This window comes from Haloferula helveola (assembly GCF_037076345.1).
In the GTDB taxonomy this organism is placed as follows: domain Bacteria; phylum Verrucomicrobiota; class Verrucomicrobiia; order Verrucomicrobiales; family Akkermansiaceae; genus Haloferula; species Haloferula helveola.
On record NZ_AP024702.1, the window covers coordinates 5,394,765 to 5,418,845 of the forward strand.

General features: G+C 62.4%; 21 protein-coding genes and 1 pseudogene. 5 read left to right on the forward strand and 17 right to left on the reverse strand.

Going from position 1 to position 24,081, the window contains the following annotated elements; all coding sequences use genetic code 11:
• Positions 1–69: 69 nt before the first annotated feature.
• From HAHE_RS21790 to HAHE_RS20620, 8 genes and pseudogenes are all read right to left on the reverse strand, one after another.
• A pseudogene (locus tag HAHE_RS21790) lies at positions 70–1,059 on the reverse strand (tyrosine-type recombinase/integrase); the annotation flags it as partial.
• A complete protein-coding gene (locus HAHE_RS21705; protein ID WP_343218190.1) occupies positions 1,056–1,286 on the reverse strand; it encodes a helix-turn-helix domain-containing protein in 231 nt (76 codons plus the stop codon). The gene HAHE_RS21705 and the pseudogene HAHE_RS21790, both read right to left, overlap by 4 nt.
• Positions 1,247–1,510: a hypothetical protein gene (locus HAHE_RS20595; RefSeq protein WP_338687159.1), complete on the reverse strand. Its 264-nt coding sequence runs from the start codon at positions 1,508–1,510 to the stop codon at positions 1,247–1,249. The genes HAHE_RS21705 and HAHE_RS20595 overlap by 40 nt, the downstream gene beginning before the upstream one ends.
• Before the next feature lie 1,030 nt (positions 1,511–2,540).
• The gene (locus tag HAHE_RS20600) at positions 2,541–3,095 is read right to left on the reverse strand and encodes a hypothetical protein (protein ID WP_338687160.1); all 555 of its coding nucleotides are present in this window, start codon (positions 3,093–3,095) and stop codon (positions 2,541–2,543) included.
• 294 nt (positions 3,096–3,389) lie between these two features.
• Positions 3,390–4,577 (reverse strand): hypothetical protein, encoded by a 1,188-nt coding sequence (locus HAHE_RS20605; protein WP_338687161.1) that lies wholly within the window; start codon positions 4,575–4,577, stop codon positions 3,390–3,392.
• Positions 4,578–5,180: 603 nt separating this feature from the next.
• A complete protein-coding gene (locus HAHE_RS20610; RefSeq protein ID WP_338687163.1) occupies positions 5,181–5,822 on the reverse strand; it encodes a DUF1080 domain-containing protein in 642 nt (213 codons plus the stop codon).
• Between the two features lie 331 nt (positions 5,823–6,153).
• Positions 6,154–6,546, reverse strand: coding sequence for a YkgJ family cysteine cluster protein (locus tag HAHE_RS20615; protein ID WP_338690833.1), 393 nt, complete (start codon positions 6,544–6,546; stop codon positions 6,154–6,156).
• Positions 6,546–7,304: a peptidoglycan recognition family protein gene (locus tag HAHE_RS20620; protein ID WP_338687164.1), complete on the reverse strand. Its 759-nt coding sequence runs from the start codon at positions 7,302–7,304 to the stop codon at positions 6,546–6,548. The genes HAHE_RS20615 and HAHE_RS20620 overlap by 1 nt, the downstream gene beginning before the upstream one ends.
• Positions 7,305–7,456: 152 nt before the next feature.
• On the opposite strand from HAHE_RS20620, the gene mfd reads away from it, so the two are divergent.
• Both mfd and HAHE_RS20630 read left to right on the forward strand, forming a co-directional pair.
• Complete coding sequence (mfd, locus tag HAHE_RS20625; RefSeq protein WP_338687165.1) at positions 7,457–10,621, forward strand: transcription-repair coupling factor; 3,165 nt, start codon at positions 7,457–7,459, stop codon at positions 10,619–10,621.
• A gap of 73 nt (positions 10,622–10,694) precedes the next feature.
• Complete coding sequence (locus tag HAHE_RS20630) at positions 10,695–12,005, forward strand: OmpP1/FadL family transporter (RefSeq protein WP_338687167.1); 1,311 nt, start codon at positions 10,695–10,697, stop codon at positions 12,003–12,005.
• A gap of 196 nt (positions 12,006–12,201) precedes the next feature.
• On the opposite strand, the gene HAHE_RS20635 is transcribed toward HAHE_RS20630, so the two are convergent.
• The 5 genes from HAHE_RS20635 to HAHE_RS20655 form a co-directional block, all read right to left on the reverse strand.
• Positions 12,202–12,861 (reverse strand): cupin domain-containing protein, encoded by a 660-nt coding sequence (locus HAHE_RS20635; RefSeq protein WP_338687168.1) that lies wholly within the window; start codon positions 12,859–12,861, stop codon positions 12,202–12,204.
• Between the two features lie 14 nt (positions 12,862–12,875).
• The gene (locus tag HAHE_RS20640) at positions 12,876–13,532 is read right to left on the reverse strand and encodes an RNA polymerase sigma factor (protein ID WP_338687169.1); all 657 of its coding nucleotides are present in this window, start codon (positions 13,530–13,532) and stop codon (positions 12,876–12,878) included.
• A gap of 37 nt (positions 13,533–13,569) precedes the next feature.
• Positions 13,570–13,800 carry a hypothetical protein gene (locus HAHE_RS20645; RefSeq protein ID WP_338687170.1) on the reverse strand — a complete coding sequence of 77 codons (231 nt, stop codon included), beginning with the start codon at positions 13,798–13,800 and terminating at the stop codon, positions 13,570–13,572.
• 260 nt (positions 13,801–14,060) lie between these two features.
• Positions 14,061–14,474, reverse strand: a complete 414-nt coding sequence (locus HAHE_RS20650) for a DUF4259 domain-containing protein (RefSeq protein ID WP_338687172.1) — start codon at positions 14,472–14,474, stop codon at positions 14,061–14,063.
• Between the two features lie 32 nt (positions 14,475–14,506).
• Positions 14,507–15,334: a PPK2 family polyphosphate kinase gene (locus tag HAHE_RS20655; protein ID WP_338687174.1), complete on the reverse strand. Its 828-nt coding sequence runs from the start codon at positions 15,332–15,334 to the stop codon at positions 14,507–14,509.
• Positions 15,335–15,459: 125 nt separating this feature from the next.
• On the opposite strand from HAHE_RS20655, the gene HAHE_RS20660 reads away from it, so the two are divergent.
• From HAHE_RS20660 to HAHE_RS20670, 3 genes are read left to right on the forward strand one after another with little or no spacing between them, the layout of a single operon-like run.
• The gene (locus HAHE_RS20660; RefSeq protein ID WP_338687176.1) at positions 15,460–17,010 is read left to right on the forward strand and encodes an HD domain-containing protein; all 1,551 of its coding nucleotides are present in this window, start codon (positions 15,460–15,462) and stop codon (positions 17,008–17,010) included.
• A 5-nt stretch (positions 17,011–17,015) separates the two neighbouring features.
• Positions 17,016–19,118 carry a polyphosphate kinase 1 gene (ppk1, locus tag HAHE_RS20665; RefSeq protein ID WP_338687178.1) on the forward strand — a complete coding sequence of 701 codons (2,103 nt, stop codon included), beginning with the start codon at positions 17,016–17,018 and terminating at the stop codon, positions 19,116–19,118.
• Positions 19,115–19,963: an SMP-30/gluconolactonase/LRE family protein gene (locus HAHE_RS20670; protein WP_338687179.1), complete on the forward strand. Its 849-nt coding sequence runs from the start codon at positions 19,115–19,117 to the stop codon at positions 19,961–19,963. Before ppk1 ends, HAHE_RS20670 begins: the two co-directional genes overlap by 4 nt.
• A 13-nt stretch (positions 19,964–19,976) precedes the next feature.
• Here the strand turns inward: HAHE_RS20670 and HAHE_RS20675 are convergent, their stop codons facing one another.
• From HAHE_RS20675 to HAHE_RS20690, 4 genes are all read right to left on the reverse strand, one after another.
• On the reverse strand, positions 19,977–20,564 hold the full coding sequence (locus tag HAHE_RS20675; RefSeq protein WP_338687180.1) for a GNAT family N-acetyltransferase: 588 nt from the start codon (positions 20,562–20,564) through the stop codon (positions 19,977–19,979).
• Between the two features lie 47 nt (positions 20,565–20,611).
• Positions 20,612–22,039, reverse strand: a complete 1,428-nt coding sequence (locus HAHE_RS20680; protein ID WP_338687182.1) for a phosphatidylserine/phosphatidylglycerophosphate/cardiolipin synthase family protein — start codon at positions 22,037–22,039, stop codon at positions 20,612–20,614.
• A 72-nt stretch (positions 22,040–22,111) separates the two neighbouring features.
• Positions 22,112–23,101 (reverse strand): BON domain-containing protein, encoded by a 990-nt coding sequence (locus HAHE_RS20685; RefSeq protein ID WP_338687183.1) that lies wholly within the window; start codon positions 23,099–23,101, stop codon positions 22,112–22,114.
• Between the two features lie 247 nt (positions 23,102–23,348).
• The gene (locus tag HAHE_RS20690) at positions 23,349–23,918 is read right to left on the reverse strand and encodes a fasciclin domain-containing protein (RefSeq protein ID WP_338687184.1); all 570 of its coding nucleotides are present in this window, start codon (positions 23,916–23,918) and stop codon (positions 23,349–23,351) included.
• Between the last annotated feature and the right edge of the window lie 163 nt (positions 23,919–24,081).

The window sequence follows — 24,081 nt, forward strand, 5'->3', positions numbered from 1 at the left end:
GGATGATTGCAACCGGGGCACCTTGGCCAACTCACCCGCCATTTCGAGCTGATGGCCGTCGGTGTAGAGATTCATCGTGAGGCGAATGTCCCCATGACGCATGAGTTTCTGAGCAACAGCCGGAGACACGCTTGAAGAGGTCAGAAACGTGGCAAACGTCCGCCGGAAGGAATGGAACTCTAGCCCCCGGCCCCGGTCGTCAAACTCGGCCACTCCCGCCAAAGCCAGATCGAGCCGAAATCGCTCCATCTGAGTAACGCCTTTAAAGAAGACTTTCCGCGATCCGTCCGGCGCATTGGCAATTAGCCAGCGAAGCGATGCCAAGGCGTCAGGGTGAAGGACGAGACAGCCTCCTTTGCGGTTCTTCGTGGTCGATGCAGCCAGCTCAATCCGGGGGCGCGTCCCCTCCAAAGTCACTCGCGATCGCTCAAGGGCCTTCAGCTCGGCTTTCCGGAGACCGGTGAACGCCGCGACTGTGTAGAGGTGGCCACGATACTCCGGAACGCTTCGGATGAAGGACGACAGCTCCCCGAGCGTGAACGCCCGCTTCTCATCGTCCCGAATCACGCGCAAAGCCTTCACGGACCGGAGCGGGTTCTTTTCAATCATCTCCTGGTCGACCATCCAACCGAGGAACGCGCTCAACGGCGCGAGGTGATCGTTGAGCGTCTTCGGCTGCAAACCGCCCTTGCGCTTGAGCTTTCGCCAACGCTCAAACTCGACGGCGGACACATCGCCGATCCGCCGCCAGTCGCAATCCCGAAACACCCGCGTCGGTTTGTTGCGGCAGTTCACCCGGTGCTTTTCGGTGACGTCCGGGGCAAGTCCCTCCTCGATCCACTGCTCCAGAAGTTCCGAGAGAGGAGCTAGGGCGGATTCCCGCTGGATCTTCGCCACCAGAATGCCGGCCAGTTCCTTCTCGCGACTCAGAACGAGCTCCCGGGCAAGTGACTCCGCCGCCTCCTTCGATCGCACCCCCAGCGGTTCATCGTATTGGCGACCGCGAATGGAGAACCGAACGCGGTAGGTCTTGCACCCACTCTGCCTGAAAACCCTCATCGTGTTGCCGTCGCCTCAATCTGACGCCTCAGGTAATCGTCGAGATCCGACTTCAAAACGAGGACCCTACCACCCTCCTTGAATGCCCTCAGGTGACCGTCCCGGATCCGGCGCCGAACCGACTTCACCGAGGTCTTAAGCCGCTCTGCCACGTCACGGAGCGTTAGAATCTCGTCCTCACTCACTTCTAGTCTCCCCTCTTGCTTGCCTGCCACTGCGAGTGCCACTCCCAGAACTTACCTTCCCAATCTGGCCTGTCCCCCTCGAGTTCCTCCTGGGTAACTCGGCCGAGGCGGATCATCCGGTCCTCAAGCTCGGACGCCCACAGCTTGAGCTCGCAGACAGGAATGTAGACGAGCGGAGTTTCGCGGGCCTGCCGTTGCTTCCCAAACAGGCTCCTGCGGGTCGACGTGACGTAGAAACAAAAAGCCGACAGCTTTCCCTCCTTCACGCTCTTGTGAACGGCAGCGCGAGAGACGGGCGCAAACATACTGGCCCCACCGGGTGAGACACACCGGCCGGCAACCTCGCAGACCGCCTCAAACCACGGTCCAGAGGTCCCCTCGGGGCCCTCGGCCTGGTACATTCGCGTCCCCGGAACGCACGATCCGAACACATGCCGGATCTCTTCGGGGATCTCCACAATTCGCGCTTCCTCGGGGGCCATGACCCGAGAAATACCGGAAAGTTACGGAACGTCAACCGGAAGTTGGAGTTTCGTCAACGTTCTCGGTGAGTGGGGGTGGACAGTTGCGGTAGTGGTGTGAACCTAAATGGGGAACGTCATAGCACACCAAGAGCCTCAGCGAGAAACGCCGGTCGTGGATTTCTCTTTTGCCCTGCACTTCCTCAACCAATCTTGCGTCACGGCGAGCCTCTCAAGTTTCCAATTCACATTCTCGCTGTCGGCAGCTTTGGAGCTCAGCTCATTAATACAAGGTTCGAGCGCTGCGTCAGCCTCCTTGTGAAGACCAAGATCCTCCAACGCCCGAGCCATCCCAAGTCGGGCCAGCCATACAACACTCTCTTGGTGGAGAGTATTAGCTTCAATTGCCCTTTCAAACGCATCCACTGCTTTCTCGTGCGCTCCAACTGCTCGCTCACAAACTCCGACCTCAAACCACAAACGCGATGGCACGAACCCGGTAGAACAGCCTATTTTGACAACCGCCCCCCGATATCCACGGAGGGCTGCTTCGTAGTCTCCATCAATCTGAGCTTGGCGAGCTTGCATTAGAGAAGATGCCAATGTGTCCCCGTGCACTGTCCCGAGACATAGCACAATGAGGAGCGCCATCTGAGTTGTTCGGAGCCAGTGTCGGAGCTGCGAGTTCATGTTGTCTTCACCCAACGTCAAAACTGAGGCGATCCCGGTAACCTCACCAGGAACGCCGCAAGCATTCAATCAGTTACCGAAGTGGGCGGCAAGCTTGCTACAAAGCCGCTGTGAGGGATCGCCTCCAGTGTCTTGTTGGGCTTGTTCATTTGGTGTCTTTATCCTCCCGAGAAACTTGCCGAGATGCCTCTAGAAGCGCTCGGATCAAGAGGACCGGTGAAACCGATAGCTCGTCTTCCTCCATGTCAACGATCGTGCAACGCCCACCAATGACTGAGCTCGATTGATCCAGACTCTCACCGAAACGGGGACTGGCATAAATCATCAATACGCCCTCCCCATGGAAGCTTAGATCTAGCGTGTCGAGCCGGCTCCGGCAGGCAGCAATCATGTCCGTTCTGCCCGCTGATTCGGACTCTACGAATTCTCCGCCATCTGTCCGCATCGCCAGAACCACGGCTTCGATTCCAAGCTCGGCAATGAGTTGCCCGTAGTCTGGTTCTACGTGCTCGAACGACTGGGATGCCGATTCAGGGTGCAGTCCCATCCTGGTGTTGACCTCACCGGCACCAATCGGTTGTTCGAATTCTGGTTCTACGTGCTTGGTTGCCGGGATGGCCAATTTGGCGTCCTGCCCCGTTTCGGATTCGTCGCACCCGGTGGTCAAAAGGACCGGGATGATGCAAAGAAAGCGATTCATCCTTTTGGAACGCCTCCGGGCTCAGTTTCTTAGCCCAACGTTGAAGGACGGGAGGCCCGGGGAGCGGACCGGGTGATTCTCCGCCATACCGCCGGCAGGCAGAGCGGCTGCCATGGCTGGACGTGGATCCTCAACCATCTCAGGGGATATTTGGCGGGTACTAAATATTGAGACAAGGAAATCCGGAAGCTACACACTACCAGAGAATCTGTGGAATGATCTCGCGAGAGCACCACGTCGTTCCGGAAAGCTCCGGGGCGGGCCATCAAGCGGAACCTTTTCGACGTCCGACCCCTATTCCGCTTGACCGCCCGCCCCTCCGCTTTGGGGATCGTCTATGACTCTTCTTCGGTGAAGAAGAGTCGGGGACTCTCCTTCGGGTGGATCCGAGCCGCCCACGAACTTTGGGCCACAGATTTCCCGCAAAGCCTCGATCCGTCGATTCCCGTGGAACTGGCCGGATCCCGTGTAGTTCATCACCACGACTATAGGCTCCGCCCGCGTGGTTAGAACCGTGGACGGGGGCAGATTCGCAACGATCCAGTCCTTCGGCGGCTCGTCGTAGTGCTTCGGCTTCTCCTCGACTTCCTTCCGGCACCCTCCCCCGTTCCATTTGGGAAGCGCTTTCAGGTGGCTCTGACCGCTGCCAGGAATCCGCACCAAGCACTGCCGCGTCTCCTCAAGCTCTTTCCGCTGAAGCTTCAGCTCCCCGAGGCATTGCACGAGCTTTCGCCCAAACAGCTGCCGATGAAGTTCCGCCAGCTCGGGTGCCGTCAGAATTTCGAGCTCGGCCGGCTTCACCACGTATTTGCAGGTTTCCCGAACGCCCTCCAATTTCCCCGCTTCATGGAAGTAGAAATTCCACCACGTCTGAACCTTGTCCCTAAACTTGCACCACTCTTCCAGCGGCAGCTTTCGTTCCACATCGACAATTGCGTGCGCGTGGATGTGGAAAGTGGGAGTCCCCGTTTCATCGCGAGCGACGCACCCCAATTCCGTTGACCGAAATACGATCGAAACTCCGGCCGCACGCATGAATGGGCGTGCGTTGAGCTTCGAGATCCTGCGGGACAGCCACTCGACACGCTCTTTGACCTCGTGAAGAGGCGTCCGGACGCCGGTGGTGAACACCCACATTCGGGAGAAGGGGTGAGCCTGGACGAAGTATTCCAGCTGCTTGAGCATCTGGCTACGTTTCCGCTGCGCGACCAACGGGATGAATACGATGTTGCGGAAGTCAGGTAGCTCGATGGACTCACCCGAGATCACGCCGACCATCGAGAGCTTGGCCGTCCCGTACGCCTTGATGCCCTGTGACTCCAACGCGTCCGCGATCCGGTAGGATTGCTCCACGAGCACGGCGCGCAACTGATCCTGCTTGTCCTTCGCGCCGACGTCGATGTCCCGACCCGTGAGAGCCTGACAAAGGGCGAAGTAGAACGCCTCCGCTCGAGATCCTGCCAGTTCCTTGAGCCGAGCCACCGCGGGAGCCGTGCCGGGCGCCCCAAGGTGCGCCCCGGCGCCGGCCTCCCGCGGGTTGACCCCATCCGGGGACACAGGATAGGATCCCGTCGAGTTCTGATTCCCGCCACAGGAAGATGCTCGATTCGGGGCCGTTGATGTTGACGCATCGGCGGCCCCCTTTTCGTCCGGGGGTGGCTGCTTCACGGCACCACCTCCCTTCCGCTGGCGCGAACGATGGCCAAAACGGCCCGCCGCGTGTCCTCACTGAGATTCGGCCAAGAATCGACAATCTCGGCCAACTCAGGCCGATCTTGCCCAGCTTGCGGGGATGATATGGGGGATGATCGCCCTCCCCCTCCTTCGCTTAACTCCTCATGCTCAGAGGCTTGCGACGGGCATATCGAGGGTTCGAATCCCTCCCGGTCCGCCACGACCCGACCCCAGCTCGCTGGGGTCGGGTCGTGGCGTTTCCGGGCGGGGCCGAGGACACTGGCGAGCCGCAGGCGAGACGGGTTTGAAATCGGAGAGCCGTCCGTGACGGCGACGCACGCCCGGTGCCCGGCGGGGCACCCAAACTGGAATCGCCGGAGCGGAGCGCAGGCAATCCCTCCCGGTCCGCAACTACTTCGTGACTTCCCGGATCGTCAGGTCCTTGAACTCGACGACGAACCTTCCGCCGCCGTGGGCTTGGAGACCGAGACGTCCTGTGAGGGGGATATCCGGGTCCTGCTCGGTATAATCGACCGCGGCGACGCCATTTACCCAGGTGCGAATCCGCGGACCCTCGCAAAGAATGCGGATTTCGTTCCAATCCCAATCCTTCACGACAACCGCCAAAGCCTCGGGATTCACCGGTTCGCCGATCACTCGCTTTCTACGGGACTCGTCGTAGAGTTTTCCCCACCAACCGATTCCGGCATCAACCTGGTAGCCTCTCATCTCGTGATTGTCCGGCAAACGGACGCTGCGGACCTGGATTCCGGAATTCATGAAGCCCTCGCCCTTCACCAACCGGACCTTCAACTTCAGCTCAAAGTCCGAGTAGGTGGCCTTGCTGGCGATGAAGGTGTTGTGCGGCACTTTCTTTTCCATGGAACCGCCGCGGATCACGCCATCTGCAACGGTCCACCAGCCTTCTTCGCCTTTCCGGATCTCCCATCCATCGAGGGACTTGCCGTCGAAGAGTGAGACCGCGGGCTCGGCATGGGTGGCCGGACCGAGGAGGAACGACGACAAGACGGTGAAGAGAAGGCGGTATCGCATGGTCAGCATATCAACGGAATACGCGGTTGGAGGCCAACGGATTTCCGTTCGAATGCGCCATGACCGACGATCCGGCACTTCAGCACCGAAGGTGCGTCGGCGTTTAGCCCCGGATTTAACCCCGGGGAAGTGTCGGCCCAGCAGGATGGAGCCCCGGAGGGGCGAAGGCGAAGTCGGTTCGGTCTGCGGGGACGAAAGGAGTTCGCCTGCGCACCTTTGGCGCTTCGAATCTTCCATTGGGGAAATCCCCGGGGTGAACCCCGGGGCTAATTGCCTGCACCCCTCCGGGGCTTTGTGAGTGGCAGCAGTGCGATGGACTCCAATTAGCCGCTCAATCGACGAAGCCGAGACGCCTCGCCTCGGTCATCGGGATCGGTGCGGCTTCGCATTCCTTCCGCCAGCCGGGAAAGTTCCAGTAGTTGGGAAAGCCGGCGCATTGTGACGGCTTAACCTCGTGGATCCGGCAGCCGCCGTCCTGAAGCATGATGCAGGAGTGGTCGGACCGCTCGATCAGGGAGAGTCCCTGACGGTTGGTGCGGAGCCGGGTGTACTTCTCGAGGAATCGTTCTTCGCTCATGCCGAGAAACTCCGCAATGCGAGGGACCTCGTCCTCCTCAATCCGGACGTCACCGGGCCAGCGGCAACACGCGGTGCACCTCTGACAAACGTAGTAGGTATCCGGGTCGAGCAGCACCTCCCGGTTCGCCGGACTTCCGCTCGACATCACCGCTGGGCCATTTGCTGGGCCTGAGCGGCCTTGTAGTAGCCATTCACCTTCGAGAGAAACGCCTTCCACTTCCGTCCGGGACGCCCGTTGTCCATCAAGAAGTGCGGGCAGTTCTTGTGCGGCTTGCTGGTACCCTTGCGCTCCCAGTGGTAGTGCGGGACGACGCGACTCAATGGGATACCTTCGCGGTGCATCAGGTAGGCGGTTAGCCGAGCGGTCCGGTCGATCGTCGCGTTGATGTTCGATCCGCGTTGCTCGCACATCTCGATCCCGATCGAGTAGCGATTGCCGGGGCCGTCAAAGTCAGCATGCTCGCCCTGCTCGCTGGTCGGCATGTGCTGAACGGCATGACGGTCATCGACCGTGTAGTGCCAAATCAGGTAACCGATCCGGTTGCCCCCCCGCCGCTTCGGGGCCCTCAAGGCACCGCGTTTCAATGCCAACGCATGGCGATCGGCGTCAGCGGAATAGTTCTGGGTCGAGTGAATCGTGATATATCGCGGGTTCATCGGCCGCACAACCCGCCGTCCGTGGGTCCCCTTTGCGACCATGTCCTGTTTCAGATTTACCGAGCGGAGCAATGCCGCCGTTCCGTTGTAGCTGCTGACGGGAACCGAAGCAGAACCTCCGCTCCCGCTGGATGCGCCCCAAAGCGGCAGACTGTCGTCGCTGTACCCTGAAACCGGATCGATCTTCGCGCACTGGACCGACGCCAGCACCACCAGGCCGAGGACCGGAATCAACAACGCTTTCATGCCAACGCCTATACCACCGTCTGTCCCAAGCGGAAAGCTGGGAAACTTCGGTTCCGCTGATTTCGAAGTTTTGCGCGCTCGAGAGAACGCGGGCCGCATGCGTGCCGGCGGGTCCGCTTGCCAAAGCCCCGCCCAGCCTCCAGTTTCCGGGCGTGCCTCCACCGGCGCACGATCACCAACGCTGGTTGTCACGGGCCACCGAGCAACCCGACTTCCGGAAACGTCTGACCCGTGTGGGCATTGGCGAAGGGACAGTCGTGTTCGATCACATCGATCCGGCCGCAAGCGGCTGGCTTCTCGCCCTGATCCGGAAAGCCGCAGGCGATGGCGCCAAGCGCACCTGGATCCGGGTTCCCTCTCCCAAGCATCGGGAACGCCTGGCGATCGAACTCGAGCTCTGGGGGATCCGGGCGGAAGTTTTGCCCGACCCTTCCCTGGAGTTCGACGGATCGGAGATGACCGATCCTGAAGGAGAGGCAGCCCGACTCGAATTGCTCGCCCGCGTGGCGCGCGGCGGCGGTTTCGTCGTAATTGCCGCACCCGACTTCTTCACGCAACCGGCCCCCGAGCCCGGAACCCTGCGGGATCGACGGATCATTCTCCGGCAGGGCGAGACGCACGACCCGGAGACACTCGCCCGGCTGCTTTCCGATCAGGGTTACGAGCGGGGTCACCTCGTTCAGGACCGAGGGCAGTTCGCGGTGCGGGGTGGAATCATCGACGTCTTCCCATGGCAGTGCGGTCGGCCTCTGCGCATCGAATTCTTCGACACCGAGATCGATTCGGTCCGTGAGTTCGAGGTCGATTCCCAAGCATCCGTCCGCAAGCTCAAGCAGGCGGAACTGCTCCTGGGCGAAGTCGATCCAAACGACGCCGTCGAGTCCTACCGTCATATCGACGATCTGGTGATCACACTCGGCGAAACGGACGACACTACCGACGTTGCGATCCTCGAAGGCCCGGTCGATCCGGATTCCGAGGAGGACTTCTCAACCGCCTGTTATCCCCGCCCTTTCGGCTCGTTCGAGGCAGGTGACTTCGTGCTTGAGGAGGCGTTGCGGAAACGGTTCTTCGACCAGCTCGCCGAGTGGAAACGCGACGGCTGGCTGACCGGCATCGTCTTCGCCAACCGCGGCGAGGAAGAACGTTTCGAAGAGCTCTTACCAACCGACGCCGAACTGCGGCCGGAGTTCCTCCGGGGCGAGCTGATGGAGAGCTTCACCGTCCCGACCGCCAGACTCGCGTTGCTCTCGTCGAGTGAGATTTTCGGGCGCTACCAGAACCCGGGAGCCACCCGACGGAGCCGTGCCGAGCAACAACGGATCGCCACCGCCCGGGCTTCGCTGGACGACATTTCGGAGGGCGACCTCGTGGTTCACAGCGAATACGGCATCGGCCGTTTCATCGGGATTCCCGAGGGCGAGGAGGAAATCGCCATCGAGTACCGCGACGGCGGGATCCTCTCCGTTCCGATCGACCAGGCCCATCTCGTGGGCCGCTACGTCGGCCTCGGCGGTCGCACTCCCGAGCTTTCGAAACTCGGTGGCACCGCATGGAAGAATGTCCGCAAGAGTGCCGAGCAGACGATCCTCGACTACGCCGCGCGTCTGCTGCGGGTGCAGGCCGAGCGCGAGTCCGTTCCCGGCTTCGCCCACCCTCCCGACTCGAAGTGGATGTGGGAATTCGAGAACTCGTTCCATTTCACCGAGACCCCCGACCAGCGTCGGGCGATTGAGGAGGCCAAGCGCGACATGGAAGCGCCGCGACCGATGGACCGGCTGGTCTGTGGCGATGTCGGATTCGGCAAGACCGAGGTCGCGATCCGGGCCGCCTTCAAGGCCGTCACTGGCGGCAAGCAGGTCGTCATCCTGTGTCCGACAACCGTGCTCGCCGAGCAACACTGGCGGACGTTCCGCGAGCGCATGAGCGATTACCCGATCCGGGTCGACCTGCTCAACCGCTTCCGCACGGCGGCCGAGACCCGCGAGACGGTCCGCGCGCTCGCCGACGGATCGGTCGACATCGTGATCGGAACGCACCGCCTGCTGTCGAGCGACATCCGCTTCAAGGACCTCGGATTGGCGGTGGTCGATGAGGAGCAGCGCTTCGGCGTGAAGCACAAGGAGCGCTTTAAGGAGATGTTCCGCCAGATCGATGTGCTGACGCTTTCCGCGACACCGATCCCGCGCACGCTCTACATGGCCCTGATGGGCGCGCGGGACATGTCGACGATCGACACTCCACCACCGAACCGCGTGCCTGTGCACACCAGCGTGACTCCTTACGACGAACGCATCATCCGCGATGCGATCCGGCGCGAGGTGCGGCGCGGCGGACAGGTTTTCTTCCTCCACAACCGGGTGAAGTCGATTGAGATGATGCGCAAGAAGCTCGCGGACCTGGTTCCCGAAGCACGCATCCTCGTCGGTCACGGACAGATGGAGAAAGACGAGTTGGAAGTCGTCATGCGCGGGTTCGTCCACGGCGAGGCCGACATTCTCCTCGCCACCACCATCATCGAGACCGGCATCGATATTCCGAACGCCAACACGATCCTGATCGACCGCGCCGACCGCTTCGGCCTGGCCGACCTCTACCAGCTGCGTGGGCGGGTCGGGCGTGCCGGCGAGCAGGCCTACGCGATTCTCCTGCTGCCCCGGGAAATGGTCACCGCGGGCGATGCCCGGAAACGGATCCATGCGATCAAGCAATACACCGCGTTGGGGTCCGGCTTCAAAATCGCCATGCGCGACCTTGAGATCCGCGGCGCCGGCAATCTGCTCGGAACCAAACAATCCGGCCAGATCGCGGCCGTCGGATTCGGGCTGTACTGCCAGTTGCTCCGCCAGTCGGTCGACCGACTCCAGGGCAAGGCACCGAGGAGCCGGATCGAGACCGGTTTCCGCAGCGACTTCGTCGCATTCTCCGACAACGAGTTCCAGAGAGGATCCGGCGACGGCCCCCTGCTGCCCGCTTTCCTTCCCCACGGCTGGCTAGCCGAAACGCGTCTGCGTGTCGGCGCTTACCGGGAAATGGCCGAGTGCCTCGATGAACCCGAACTGAATGCCATGTCGAAGCGTTGGGCCGACCGATTCGGCCGCCTGCCGGCCGAGGCAGCCAACCTGCTCGACATCAGCCGACTCCGACTGATCGCAGGGGGCAAGGGAGTCGAGAATATCGAGATCAAGGGGCAGCGTCTCATGCTGCAGCGGAACGGCGATTACATCCTTCTCGAAGGCGGCCGATTTCCCCGGCTCGATGCCGTCAAGCCCCGTGCGAAACTCGACGAAGCGATCGCCCTGCTCCGAAGCCTTTAGTGATCACGCAGGACGGTTTTGACTCGGACAGAGCCGCACTTTTGGCTAGCTCGCAGTTCAACAAAGCCCAGACATGAAAACCCCGCTCCCCCTCGCGCTCTCCGTCAGCTTGCTATTGATTCCGACGGCCGACGCGACGGGCCTGTTCCGCAATGGGTCGGGCGCCCGCTCCACCGGCCTCGCCGGCACCTCAGTGGCGGGGGCCGAAGGTCCGCTCGGCGCGATGTGGGGAAATCCCGCGGCGCTGACACGAATCGACCAACCGACTTTCGAACTCGGCTACTTCGGCGCCTACGCGCATGGCGACTTCACCAATGCGGTGAATGGCAGTGTGGGCATCGACACCCACGACGGCCACGGCGCCGAGATCGCCTATGCCCATCCCTTCGCCAGCGGACGCGGGACCCTCGGTTTCTCGGTCATTCCGGAAACGGCTCTGCTCGGCGATTGGAGCTACATCGACGCCCCGGGCGGACTCGACGGAACCGTCAGCTACGGTTTCCAACGTCATCGCTCCGAGTTTGTCGCGGTGCGCACGGCGGTCGGCATCGGCTGGAAGGTCACCGACCGTCTTTCAATCGGCGGCAGTGCCGGTTTGGTTTACGACCGGATCGAACTGACCGTGCCCTTCATCTTCCAGAGCACACCCGGAGTAGCAGGATTCAAGACGTTGCTCGACCTTGAAACCGAGGGCTTCTCCGGCAATGCCGACATCGGGTTGCTCTATCAAGTCACCGACGACATCGACTTCGGGATCCGCTACCGGACCACCACCACCCTCTCGAGCGAAGGCACGGCGACCGGCAATGCTTCCGCACAACTTGCCGCCCTCGGCGCCATGCTTCCGCGCACCGACTTCGGCTATCAGGCGAAGGTCGCGCTGCGACTTCCGGACATCCTCAGCGCCGGTCTCGTCTGGCGGGCGTGCGATGACTTCAGGCTGATGTTCCAGACCGACTGGATTCCGTGGAGTGATCACTTCGAGCGCATGCGGGTGCAGCTCGCCGGCGGAACCAATCCGGGACTCGGCCTGCCCAACGCCGTCGATTACGTGCCGCTGTCGTGGAAGGACCGCTTCACTTACCGGTTAGGCGCCGAGTACGACCTCGGTGCGTGTTGGCAACTCCGGGCGGGCTACATCTACTCGCCTTCCGCCATTTCGACCGCCTACGTCACGCCCCTCAACGGAGCCATCGCCGAACACACCGCAACGGTCGGGGTCGGTTATCGTCAGCCGGCCTGGTCAGTCGACTTCGGTTACCAACTCGACTTCCGCAGCACCGAGAAGGTCGGAACCAGCGGCTACCGCGCCGGCGAGTATTCGAACAGCAAGCTGAGCCTGCTCACCCATTGGTGGGTGCTATCCGGAACCTGCCGTTTCTAGCTGCCGGGCGGTTACGCTGATGGAGGGCGAGCCGAGAGATGTTTCGGACTCTGCCTACGCTCCTCCGGAGCTCGAATCGCTCTCGCTACCTGATTCCCCGGGGTGAACCCCGGGGCTAACCGCCGTCGCCCCTTCGGGGCTGGTGGAGAACCGCGAACGCGCGTGCCGGAACAACGCCAGCGAAGGCGGACATGGCTCAGCCCTTCGGCCCGCCACCGAGCACGTCCTTGAGGGCGCGCATCGTGTCCTGAAATTTCTGCATCGCGCCGACCGTGTGGCGTGGGAAATTCTCGCTCGCGGTGATGAGCAAAGCACGGCAGCCGCCGCGTGATGAAAGCTGGTGGTGATCGCTCCCGGCGGGCGCCCGGGTGAAGTCCCCGGCGGTCAGCACGACGTCACCGATCCGCAGGTCGCCTTCGAGCATGAATGCCATTTCGACCCCGTGATGCGAATGAGCCGGAAGCCGGGTGTTCGCTTCCATCTCGAGCAGGAAAACGGTCACGCCATCCTCATCGCGTGCGGAAAGCTCCTTCAGCCGGACCCCCGGCACCGGCAATGACACCCAGTCGCCCTCGTCACTGCGCAGGTAAAAGTGATCCTCCTCAAGCGTCGGCTCTTCAGCCGTCGGGAGAATCGAGCCGAGCACCCGTTGCTCAAGCTCGGGCGGCAGATCCGCCACCGGCGCGTGCGCCTCGGCGAGGATCGCGCAGGTGTCGAGCATGGCCGCGAACTGCGCAAGCTCCTCGTCGCTGGCGGCGGACCGCCATGCCTCGAACGCCTGCAGGCGTTCACCTTCCAGTCCTTCACTTGCGTAAAGGTGGGCGAGCTCGGCGAGTTCCTCGGGTTCGAGTTTCAAGGGCGTTCGGGGTTTCAGGCTTGGTCGTAGAAGGTTTGCTGGCTGAGGCGCGACTTCAACCGCGCAAGTCCGCGGCGAATGCGGGCCTTGACGGTGCCCAGCGGCGAGTCGAGGCAGTCGGCGATCTCCTGCTGGGTCAGTCCGTTGAGATAGGCGAGCGTGATGGCCTCCCGCTGTTCTTCGGGCAATTCGTTCAGCGCCCGATCGATCGCCTGCAATTCGTCATCCGGGAGCGACGGCTCCGACTGGCGGCGGAGCTGTTCGGTCACACGCTGTTGCAACTCGCCCTCCTGTTCGCGCTTGAGATCCGCCTTGCGACCCAGTGATCGAAGCCGGTCGAAGGCACGGTTGCGCGCCACGGTGATCATCCACGTCAGCGCCTTGCCCAACTTCGGATCATACATGCCCGCCTTGTTCCAGATGGTGACGAAAGCTTCCTGCAGAACGTCCTCCGCCTCGCCACGGTCCCGGACGACCGACTGGATGATTCCCAAAAGCCGCCCGCCGTGCTCGCGGTAGAGGCGGCGAAGCGCATCCCCGTCCTGGTGGGCTACCCGTGCCAACAACTCGGCGGTCAGCCGGTGCAGATCCTGGTTGGCATCGTCTCCCATGGTCATCGGACCAGCTCCGGCAAGGCGGGCCAGTGGTGGGGAAACGATAGGCAGAATCATGGCTAGGTCCGATAGTTTTTTCGACTCCGAGGAGCTCTCAGCGAGGATCCGACGGCTCCTCGGCCACGATCAGGCGCTCTGTTCCAAGCCCGCCTGCCGGGTCGATTTCCCCGGCAGCCTTCGCGTCCGGGAATCGCGGATCGGGATCCGCCGACAGCGCCTCGACCTCGGGGTGCGGAGCCGGATTGGAGAACAGCGGCCCCTCGACCGCGATGATCCAGAGCGCACCGATGAGGATGCAGGAGAGGGCGATGAGTTCCTTGAACATGTCATCCGGGGAACGCCGGATCGCCGGGATCGGACGCACCCGGTCGCGAAAAAATCAGAAACCGAAAGTTTCTCAGAAAAACGGCATCCGCCCGCAGCCGTTGGCCGTTTCCCTCATACGGATCCTACGCACCCGGGATTCGCCAATCCCCCCGCGTCGACGCAGACCGCCCGCTGCCGGCTTTGGATTCTCAGGGAGAAAAACCCGAAACCCTTACACTCCCCCGGCTCCTTGAGAATCCTCCCGGTGCGGCCCGTTCCTCAGGAATCGGCGAGCCGTCCCTTGAGATCGGTGAGGGACTTGCGCCATTCGTCGAAGTCGGCCGACTCTTCCCACGCCTCGCGGAGCTCGCAGGGATGGTTGAAAATCCGGTCGATCGCGCGGCGCGCACGCCGAAGTCGCCCGTCATCCTCGTCGGGCTCCTGCTCGTCGACCCAGTCTTCCAGACCCTCGGTCTCGTCCGAACTCGGGCCCGGCCGGCCCTGGATCCAGGCCAACACTTCGCATGCGGCAACCGCCTCCTCGCCGGCCGGCGATTCGATCGGCTCGTCGCCGGAGGAAAGTACGCTGTCGAGAGCGTCGTCGATCATCGCCATCGAGCCGGAATCGAGGAGTTCCGCCAGCCAATCGCAGGCGGCGTCATTGCCGAAAGAGGTCGTGTCCCAAGAACCCATGGCCGGTGTATGATTCGCGTCGCCTCAGGCTGTCAATCGTCGATCCGTATGGATGACGGATCGAAGTCCCGTTCCGGAAAATTCAGTTCGAGATCCTCCAGGGTGTCGGCGAACAACTTGGCCACGCAGAGATTGCGGTACCACTTGCGGTCGGCCGGGATCACGAACCACGGGGCGTAGTCGGTGCTCGTGCGCTCGATCAGGTCCTCGTAGGCTCCGGTAAAGTCGTGCCAGCGCTTCCGGTCGGCCAGATCGTCGACATGGAACTTCCAGTGCTTCGCCGGATTCTCCAGCCGCTTCTCAAGCCTCCGTTTCTGCTCGTCCTTCGAGATGTGGAGGAAAAGCTTCACGATGGTCGTGCCTTCCTCCGCCAGCATCCGCTCGAAATCGAGGACATGCTGGTAGCGCTTCTTCCAGACCGATTCCGGCAACAGCTTCTTCACCCGGACCGCGATGATGTCCTCGTAGTGGCTGCGGTTGAAAATCACGATCTCACCATTTCCCGGCACATGCGGGTGGACCCTCCACAGGAAATCATGCGCCAACTCGTCCTCGGTCGGCTTCTTGAATGCCTTCACGTTCACGCCCTGCGGGTCGACCCGGGAGAACACATGCTTCACGCAGCCGTCCTTGCCCCCGGTATCCATCGCCTGGATGATCACCAGCACCCGCCGCTTGTTCTCGGCGTAGAGCACCTTCTGGAGCGTCTGGATGCGGTCGCGGAGGGAATCGAAGAGCCCTTGGGTGCTGTTTTTTCCACCCTCGGGACACAGGCTCATGTCGGCCGCGTCGTCTTCGTTCAGCCGGACCTTCGCTCCCTGGGCGATCCGATAGGCTTTTCGGGGATCTCCAAGCTTCATGCGTCCTCATGCTTCCGTCCCATCCGTGAGTTGGAAAGCATCAATTGATTCGATTGCCACGATCCGGGCGGGTGTCACAAAATCGGCGTTGCAAGCGACCCTTCCATGACCAACCTAGCAGCTTCATGAGCGACCCGGCCGATGCCCCGATGCCCGCCCCCGTGCCCGCGACGGCGGTCCATATCGGTGCCAGTTCGGTTTCGATGCTCATCGCCGAGCAGCAGGAGGACGGCAGCCACCGGCCCCTCGACTTTCTTGAGCAGCCGGCACCGCTCGCGCGGGACATCTTCCGCTACGGCGAGGTGGGCGGAGAGACGACCGAGCGGATCGTCGAGATCCTGGACGGCTTCCGCGCGGCCGCGGCCGAAACGGGCGCCCGGCTCGATACGACTTCGCGCGCGGTTGCGACCAACATCCTCGTCGAAGCGAGCAATCACGAACGGTTTCTCAACCGCGTGAGGATCGCCTGCGGCCTCGCGATTAATCCCATCGATGACGGGGAGATGACCCGGCTGATCTACCTCAAGACCCGCCGGAGGCTGAAGGACACACCCCCGATGAAGCGGAAGACCTCGATGGTCCTCCACGTCGGCCCGGGCAACACCCGCGCACTGCTTTTCGAGAACGGAGCGATCAGCCGCTACACCAGCTACCGGATGGGTGCCCACCGGACCCGTGAGTCGATCGAGGGATCCTACGCGGGAGGCGAAGCCATGCGTCGCGTGATCCGCGAGCACGCTTCAGGCAACCTCGGCCAGCTAAAGTTCGACTACCACGACATCAAGGCCAACGCTCTTGTCCTGATCGGCTACGAAATCCAACAGATCAGCCGCTTCCTGACCGACTCAAAAGGGGGATGCAGCCGCAAGACTCTCGCTCGGCTCTCGGCCCAAGCGTCGCAGATGAGCGACCTGGAGCTCGTGCAGCACTTCCAGATCGACTACCAGACCGCCGAGGCACTCGTGCCGGCGATGGAGACGAATCTCACGATCGCCGAAGCGCTCGACGTCGACGATCTCTACGTGCCGTCGAGCGACTACGAGCAGGGCCTCCTTCTCGACCTGCTAGTCTCCAATCAACTGACGGAGTCGCTCGATCTCGAAGTGCTGCGCTCGGCCCGAATCCTGGCATCCCGATACCTTTCCGATCCGAGCCACGGCGAGCATGTCGCCAAGATCTCGCTCCACCTTTTCGACCTCCTGGCCGACCTCCACGGTCTCGGCACCCACGACCGGATGCTGCTCGAGGTCGCGGCGATCCTTCACGAGGTCGGCACCTTCGTCAGCCCGAGGGCGCACCACAAGCACTCGGAGTACATCATCCTCAACAGCGAGATCTTCGGTCTCGATCGAAGGGACGTCACCGTGATCGCGTTGGTGGCCCGCTACCATCGCCACTCCGGTCCGCGGCTCGATCATCCCAATTACCGGGAACTCGCTCCCAGCGACCGGATTCTCGTTTCCAAACTCGCCGCCATCCTCCGCGTCGCCGATGCCCTCGAAAGAACCCACGACCAACGGGTTCATGAGATCGTCACCCGACAGGACCGGCACCAACTCCATCTTGCCCTTCCCGGGGTCCCCGATGTCGCCGTCGAACGTCTGGCCATGCACGGGAAGAGCGACCTGTTCGAACAGGTCTTCGGCCTCGAGGTCGTCATCGAAGATCCCGCCTGAAAGTCATGAAGCTTCCCTACGTCAACCGCGAGCTGTCCTGGCTGGAGTTCAACCAGCGGGTTCTGGCCGAGGCCCAGCGTCCCGACCTTCCGCTCCTTGAGCGGGTCAAGTTCCTCGCCATCACCGCCTCGAACCTGGACGAGTTCTTCCAAGTGCGAGTGGGCGGCCTGATCCTGATGCGCCGCGGCGGTCGCAACCGGCCGGATCCATCCGGTCTCACGCCAATACGTCAGATCCAGGCGATCCGCCGACGGGTCCAGCGCATGATCGCCGACCAGTATTCGCTTCTCTCCAAGGAACTGCTTCCCGCCCTCGAAGCCGAAGGCATCCACCTGCTGAAGGTCAACGATCTCGACCCGACCCAGAAGGACCAGGTCGCCGCCTTTTTCCACAGCTCGGTCGAACCCCTTCTCACGCCGCTCGCGATCGACGCCGAGGACGAACCTCCCCACTTTCCGGCCCTGCAGCTGACCGTCGCCTGCAAGCTTGTCGATGAAGAGAACGACTCCACCCGCTACGCCCTTGTCCCGATCCCGGACAGCCTGAACCGCCGCGTGCCCGTCGACCGTGCCGGCGGAGGCAGCGGATTCGTCCTGATCGAGGACCTCGTCGCCGCTCACATCGGGTCCCTTTTCCCGGGCGAAAAGCCAACCGCCACCGCCTGCTTCCGCGTCACACGGAACGGTGACATCGCGGTGCAGGAAGAGGATGCCATCGATCTCGCCGGAGAAATGGAGGACGTCCTCGCCGCGCGGAAGATCGCCGACACCGTCCGCCTCGAACTGCCGGTGCCGCTGTCCCGCGACCTCGGCACCGTGATCCGCGACGCCTGCCGGGCCGGCACCGAGGAGGTCTATCGCTGCGACGGCCCGATCGGCCTCTCCTCCCTGATGGAGCTGGCATTCGCCGACGGCTATGACCACCTCCGGGACACCGACTGGCCACCGCAGCAGTCTCCCGACATCTCGCCTGCCGAATCCGTCTTCGAGGCGATCGCCCGGCGCGATGTGCTACTACACCATCCGTACGAAAGCTTCGAGCCGGTGCTGCGCCTGATCGACGAGGCATCGAAGGATCCCGATGTCGTTTCGATCAAGCAGGTCCTCTACCGGACCGCGAAGAACTCGCGCGTGATCGATTCGCTCATCCGTGCCGCCGAGAACGGCAAGAGCGTGACGGTGCTGGTCGAACTGAAAGCACGCTTCGACGAGGCCCGCAACCTCGACCGTGCCGAGGAACTGCAGCGCGCCGGCGTGCAGATCGTTTACGGCGTCAAGGGCCTGAAGACCCACGCCAAGATCTGCATGATCGTGCGGCGGGAGTCCGGTCACCTGCGGCGCTACGTCCACCTCGGAACCGGCAACTACAACGAGTCGACCGCCCGGCTTTACACCGACATTTCCCTCCTCACCTGCCGCCCGGAGTATGGCGCGGACGCCTCGCTCTTCTTCAATGCGGTCACAGGACGCTCCAAGCTGCTCCGCTTCCAACGTCTCGTGCCCGCGCCCACCGCGATGAAGCCGCGGCTGCTTTCGCTGATCGCCGACGAGGCCGAACGCGCCCGCCAGGGAGAGCCGGCCAGGATCATCGCCAAGGTCAACTCTTTGCAGGATCCGGAAATCATCGCGGCGCTCTACGACGCCTCCGCGGCCGGTGTCGAAGTGAAGCTGAACATCCGCGGCATTTGCTGCCTGAAGACAGGAACCAGCAAACGGGCGAAGAACATCGAAGTCGTATCGGTCATCGACCGCTACCTCGAACACGCGCGGATCTTCTATTTCCACCAAGGAGGCGACCCGCTGATCTTCACCTCCTCCGCGGACTGGATGGGTCGCAACCTCGACCGCCGTGTCGAACTGATGGTTCCGATCGAGGACAGCCGGGCGCGCAAACGCCTCCTCAAGATCCTGGAGACCTTCTTCCGCGACAACACCCAGGCGTCGCGGATCCTGCCGGACGGCACCTCGGAGCGCATCCAGCCGGGCAAAGGCGAAAAGGCTTTCCGGGCGCAGGAGGACTTCTACCGTCGGGCGCGCCGCACGGCCAAGGCCCGCGAGCACGAGCGCGCGATGCGCTTCGACCCCCATCTACCACCCGACCCGTCATGATCATCGAACCCGCAGGAACCATCCGCAGCCAATGGGGCGAAGGCCCGATTTGGTGGAACGAGTCGCTCTACTACGTCGACATCGAAGGCAAACGCGTGATCCGCTTCAATCCGGCCGACGGCACGGAATTGCAGTGGGAAGTCGGCGAACGGGTCGGCACGGTCGTCCCCCGCGAAGCCGGTGGACTGGTGATTGCCGGCGACAACGGATTCCATTTCCTCGACGAGTCCGACGGCACGGTCACCCCGATCGGCGATCCGGAGCCCGACAAGGCCGACAACCGCTTCAACGACGGCAAATGCTCACCCGACGGACGCTTCTTTGCCGGAACGATCAGTCTGGTGAAGAAGACGGGTGACGCCCGCCTTTATCGCCTCGACCACGACCTGACGATCCACGAGATCTTCGGTCCCGTCACCAATTCGAACGGCATCATCTGGAGTCCCGACGGAGCAACCTGCTACTACATCGACACTCCCCGCCGCGAGGTGCTGGCCTTCGACTACGACAACGGTCAGCTCCACAACCTGCGCTCGGTGGTCGACACCGGCGCGATCGACGCGTCCCCCGACGGAATGACCATCGACTCCGACGGGAACCTCTGGATCGCCTTCTGCCACGGCGCCTGTGTCGTCTGCTACGACCCTCAGTCGGGAGCCGAACTGAGGCGTGTTGACCTGCCATGCCTGGAGACCACGGCGTGTGCATTCGGCGGTCCGGATCTGGCCGACCTCTACGTCACGACCGGCGTGCACAAGACCGAGGTCGAGGAACTCGCCGGCAGCCTGCTCGTGATTCGCGACCTCGGCGTGAAAGGTCTCCCGGCCAACGCCTTTGCTGGATAGGACGGGCAGCGACTCACAGTCGTCGCATCCAGAATCGCATCCGGTGTGGAGTCTCATCGGACGCCCCCACTTCCTTCCAGTCGAAGCTCGCTTCCACCCCATCCATCGGCGCGAAGCCCATTTTCATCCAGAACGGATCAAGCGGGCGATAGTCCGACGGCCGTCGGGGATCGTCCTCCGCCCGCACGACCGCGCAGAAGCAGCAATAGTCCATTCCTCCCTCGTCGCGGGCCGCCTCGAGCCGCGCTTCCATGAACTCCCGACCGATGCCTTTCCCTCGATGGTCCGGGAGCAAAACCGACTCGCCGAAGTAGAACCCCCGATCCGGATCATGGCCTGCCCGAACGATCGGTTTCTTGAACTCATCAACCTCATCGCCGAGCGGCAGGCAGGTCGACATGCCGATGAGGCACCCATCCGCGTCAGCCACCACCACTCGGGCGCGCGGGTTCTCCAGATAGGTCGCCAAGTAGCGCCGCTCGTAATCCAGTGTCCCGTCGTAGAGATAGGGCCACTCCCGAAAGACCGCGATCCGCAACGCCGCGAGTTCCTCGATCCGGTCGGCGAGATCCCCCGCCCTGCAGGTCCGAACGCTGTGCATCGGGACTACGGAAATCGAAAGCCGCCGGGCCGTCGATTCGCTTCTCTTCAAAGTTGGTCCGCCACCGTTTCCGCGATCTGCGGGGCGAGTCCGTCGGCTTCCTCTTTCCGAAACCGTCTGCTGGTTCGGAAGTCGGCAAGAAAAACGCGGCTCGTCAGCTCGCGGACGAATCGCGGCTCGGCCGTCGCAAGGTTCAACTCGCGGTTGATGACCATGCTCAGGGTGTCGAAATTCGCAGAGCCGACCATCGCCCAGTCGTCGCAGAGCAACGCCTTCAGGTGAGTCATGCCCGGGTAGATATACACCCGCGCGCCCGCTTGCGTAAGTTTCAGCGCCGACGCCGCATTGGCCATGCGCATCAGGTCGGAATCCGACTTCCCCGGGAACACCAGCCGCACATCCACACCCCGGGCGCAGGCATCGAGCAGTTCGCGCTCGACCGAGTCGCTTGAGAAATACGGCGTCTGCAACCACACCCGCTTCTTTGATGCCCTGATCGCGGCGAGGCTGACATTTAGCACTTCAAAGCGCCCCTTCACCACATCGGTCCGAAGAACACGGATGCCATCGCGGGGGTCCCGAGCGAGCTCGACCCGCGGAAGCTCGTTCCGCATTCCGGGAATCGGCCCCGGGAAGCGGCAATCACGCCACCGGAAGTCGAAATCCGCCTGCAGGACGTTAACCACCGGGCCCTCGACACGAACCATCAGGTCGTGCCACTCGGACCGATACTCCCGTCCGATGTTCATGCCGCCGACGTAGGCCCGTTTGCGATCGAAGATGAACATCTTGGTATGATCGGCAGTCAGCCACGGATTGAGCGTGCGTCGCACCTGAGGCCCCCTTCCGTGCAGAACCCCGTGGATCGAGGCCGGACTTTCGAATCCCGTCGGCATCGGGGTATCGGGCGGAACGCGCGACGAAAGCATGGTACCAAGGTCATCGTACATCACACGCACCCTTAGGTTCTCCGAACGGGCTACGAGTTTCTCCGCATACCCGACGGCAAAGTCGTCGTTGTCGAAAATGAAAGTCTGGATGTCGATCGCCTCCGAGGCACCCGCGGTCTCCCGCTCGAGCGCGCCAAAGAACTCGTCACCATCGACCAGGGATCGAAGGCGGCCTTCGCAGGGCTCCGGGAGCCCTTGTTCCGTCAACCAGGCCTCGAAGCCCCTCGACCCCGGTGCGTGAGGAGCCGCATCCGTCACCGGGAGCGATACCGGGAGATTGCCGTTCACCAATTCGGTCGGCCGGCGAGCCGCCATCGCCATTCCCGTCGCCACGTAATTGAGCGGCGAACGAAATGCGGCCCCAACGTAGGCCCGGCCGACGGTCGACGCCGCTTCTCCGGTTCCCTCGATCGACTCACTCAGCAGATCGGAGCCCTCCCTGAGGCCGGCCATCCGCAGTGACGCGCCGCATGATACGAGCCCGGTCGCGAAGCAAGCCGCGAGGACGCCGGGAACCAGGCGCATGAGTGAACCGACCAACTTCATCAGGCGTGCGTAATATGGCGAAGCGAATCCTGTCCAGAGGGATCGCCAGCTTCAGCGGGCGCTCAATTCCGACCGGACGATCCGCATCCGGTCCTCGACCTGCATCACGCCCGGGAGCGCCCGTGCGTCGCGAATGGCCGCTTCTTTGGCAGCAGCTTCTTTCACGTCGCCTCGGATCACGAAACGTCCCCGCTCGAACTCGCCATGCAACTTCGACCCAACAAGTCGGGGGTCTGCCTTCACCACACGGCGGAAAGCTTCAGCCACATCGGAGGGCTGGTAGAACTTCTCACTCATCCCGTCCATGGCGAGCGCGGGATCGATCACGACCTTGTCGCTGTTACAACTCATCACCCCACTCACCATAGAGCTGAGGATAACACGCTCCTTTTCCTCCACCGACCCGACACGACCCTCGATGGTCATCACGCCATCGCGAAAGTGATACTCCAGCGGCAACAGCGCGAGAAGAGGATCGTCCAACTGGTAGAGCCTGACCTGATCCGCGACAGCGTCATCGCTTCGGAAGAGTAATGGGTCGATCGTTGTCTTCAGAACGATGCGACGCACGCCATTCACCCGCGAAAGATGCTCACGGGCAACCTCCGCATCATCGATGCAGCCGACCGTACCGCTCACGGTTGCGGTGCCTCCATCATCGACAGCTACGGTAAGTTCGAGGTGCTTGAGCTCCGGTGCCGCGCCAACCGCCTGTTTTGCAGCCGCATCCACACCGTCCAGGACCGGGCGGACCGAAATCCCTTGGACGACTCCGTAGATGCCATCGATCCGCAGCGCGGAAGTCGCGACGAATTCTGCCTGGTCGAGATTGTCGACTTCACCGCTGAGGGTCGCAATGTGGGTCGCAACATCGATCGAAAGATTGGCGCCGTCCACGCGGCCGCTCTGCGTCAGGAACGCCCGCAGCGTATCGGCTGAACTGGAGGAGTCCTCGATATCGGCACTGGGCGATGCCTGCAGCGGGTGAAGTGTCATCCCGATGGTTGCGAATACGGCGAGAGCGAGACGGGAGCTTTTCATGATGCAGGGGGAATCGCAGGCGACGTGCCAGAGCTACTACCATGAAGCCAACCCCCTACTTCATAACGACTTACAAATACACCCACCCGGATCACCTTCGTAAAACATCCGCCCGAGGGATGCGGAACGCAATTCAGTCCGACTCCCGAACTGCAAACTGCCACCCTGCGAGCTTCTGCGGTACAGGGAAACGGGCGCGACCTTCCGGCCGCGCCCGTTGCAATGGCTGTTGTGAAACTAGAGCGGATCAGTCGTCCAGACCGGCGAAGTCATCGAGGCTCTCGGGAACCAGGACCTCGTCGATCACGTGGATGATGCCATTGCCGGCACGCAGATCGGTGTTCACGACCTTGGCATCATTGACCTCCACTTCATTGTCATCGAGATCGACCTCCAGCTTGTCGCCACTGAGCGAGGTGACCTCGGAGTCTTCGAAGCTAAGGGCGGTGCGCTCTCCGGCGATGGCGTGATACATCAGGAGAGACCGGAGCTTCTCCTTGTTCTCCGGAAGCATGAGCTTTTCGAGAGTTCCCTCCGGAAGCTTCATGAAGGCCTCATCGGTGGGCGCAAAGACCGTCACGGTCTTGATGCTCTCAAGATCTCCCCGGAGTCCGGCTGCATCGATCGCCTTCTTCAGGATGCTGAAGGTGGCACTGTCATCGATCATCTTGACGACGCTGCCGGGGATCGCGGTTTCGACCACTGTCGTCGCCTTGTCCTCGGAGGTTTGCGTCTTTTCGGGATCGGTCTCCGCCGAAAGTCCGACGTGGATCAGAGCGGGAGCGATCACGAATGCTGCGAGTTGTTTGGTTTTCATCATCTTGTCTTTTGGTTGGTGGGACCGGTGGCGGTCTCCGCCCATTCTCTTGGCAAAACACGGGCCATGCGCCGGGATGATCATGCAGTTCATTGTCGATGAGTGACTTCTGTTGAAGTTCCGGATGAGACCGGACTCGGCTTCCGGCCACCAACGTTGCAGC

Bases quoted from the DNA above. Each gene is read 5' to 3' on its own strand.
- HAHE_RS20690 (WP_338687184.1), bottom strand. From the start codon at position 23,918: ATGAAAACCAAACAACTCGCAGCATTCGTGATCGCTCCCGCTCTGATC.
- HAHE_RS20660 (WP_338687176.1), top strand. From the start codon at position 15,460: ATGAGCGACCCGGCCGATGCCCCGATGCCCGCCCCCGTGCCCGCGACG.
- HAHE_RS20615 (WP_338690833.1), bottom strand. From the start codon at position 6,546: ATGTCGAGCGGAAGTCCGGCGAACCGGGAGGTGCTGCTCGACCCGGAT.
- HAHE_RS20675 (WP_338687180.1), bottom strand. From the start codon at position 20,564: ATGCACAGCGTTCGGACCTGCAGGGCGGGGGATCTCGCCGACCGGATC.
- HAHE_RS20655 (WP_338687174.1), bottom strand. From the start codon at position 15,334: ATGAAGCTTGGAGATCCCCGAAAAGCCTATCGGATCGCCCAGGGAGCG.
- HAHE_RS20640 (WP_338687169.1), bottom strand. From the start codon at position 13,532: ATGATTCTGCCTATCGTTTCCCCACCACTGGCCCGCCTTGCCGGAGCT.
- HAHE_RS20620 (WP_338687164.1), bottom strand. From the start codon at position 7,304: ATGAAAGCGTTGTTGATTCCGGTCCTCGGCCTGGTGGTGCTGGCGTCG.
- HAHE_RS20680 (WP_338687182.1), bottom strand. From the start codon at position 22,039: ATGCGCCTGGTTCCCGGCGTCCTCGCGGCTTGCTTCGCGACCGGGCTC.
- HAHE_RS20670 (WP_338687179.1), top strand. From the start codon at position 19,115: ATGATCATCGAACCCGCAGGAACCATCCGCAGCCAATGGGGCGAAGGC.
- HAHE_RS20600 (WP_338687160.1), bottom strand. From the start codon at position 3,095: ATGAATCGCTTTCTTTGCATCATCCCGGTCCTTTTGACCACCGGGTGC.
- HAHE_RS20645 (WP_338687170.1), bottom strand. From the start codon at position 13,800: ATGTTCAAGGAACTCATCGCCCTCTCCTGCATCCTCATCGGTGCGCTC.
- HAHE_RS20630 (WP_338687167.1), top strand. From the start codon at position 10,695: ATGAAAACCCCGCTCCCCCTCGCGCTCTCCGTCAGCTTGCTATTGATT.
- HAHE_RS20650 (WP_338687172.1), bottom strand. From the start codon at position 14,474: ATGGGTTCTTGGGACACGACCTCTTTCGGCAATGACGCCGCCTGCGAT.
- ppk1 (WP_338687178.1), top strand. From the start codon at position 17,016: ATGAAGCTTCCCTACGTCAACCGCGAGCTGTCCTGGCTGGAGTTCAAC.
- HAHE_RS20610 (WP_338687163.1), bottom strand. From the start codon at position 5,822: ATGCGATACCGCCTTCTCTTCACCGTCTTGTCGTCGTTCCTCCTCGGT.
- HAHE_RS20685 (WP_338687183.1), bottom strand. From the start codon at position 23,101: ATGAAAAGCTCCCGTCTCGCTCTCGCCGTATTCGCAACCATCGGGATG.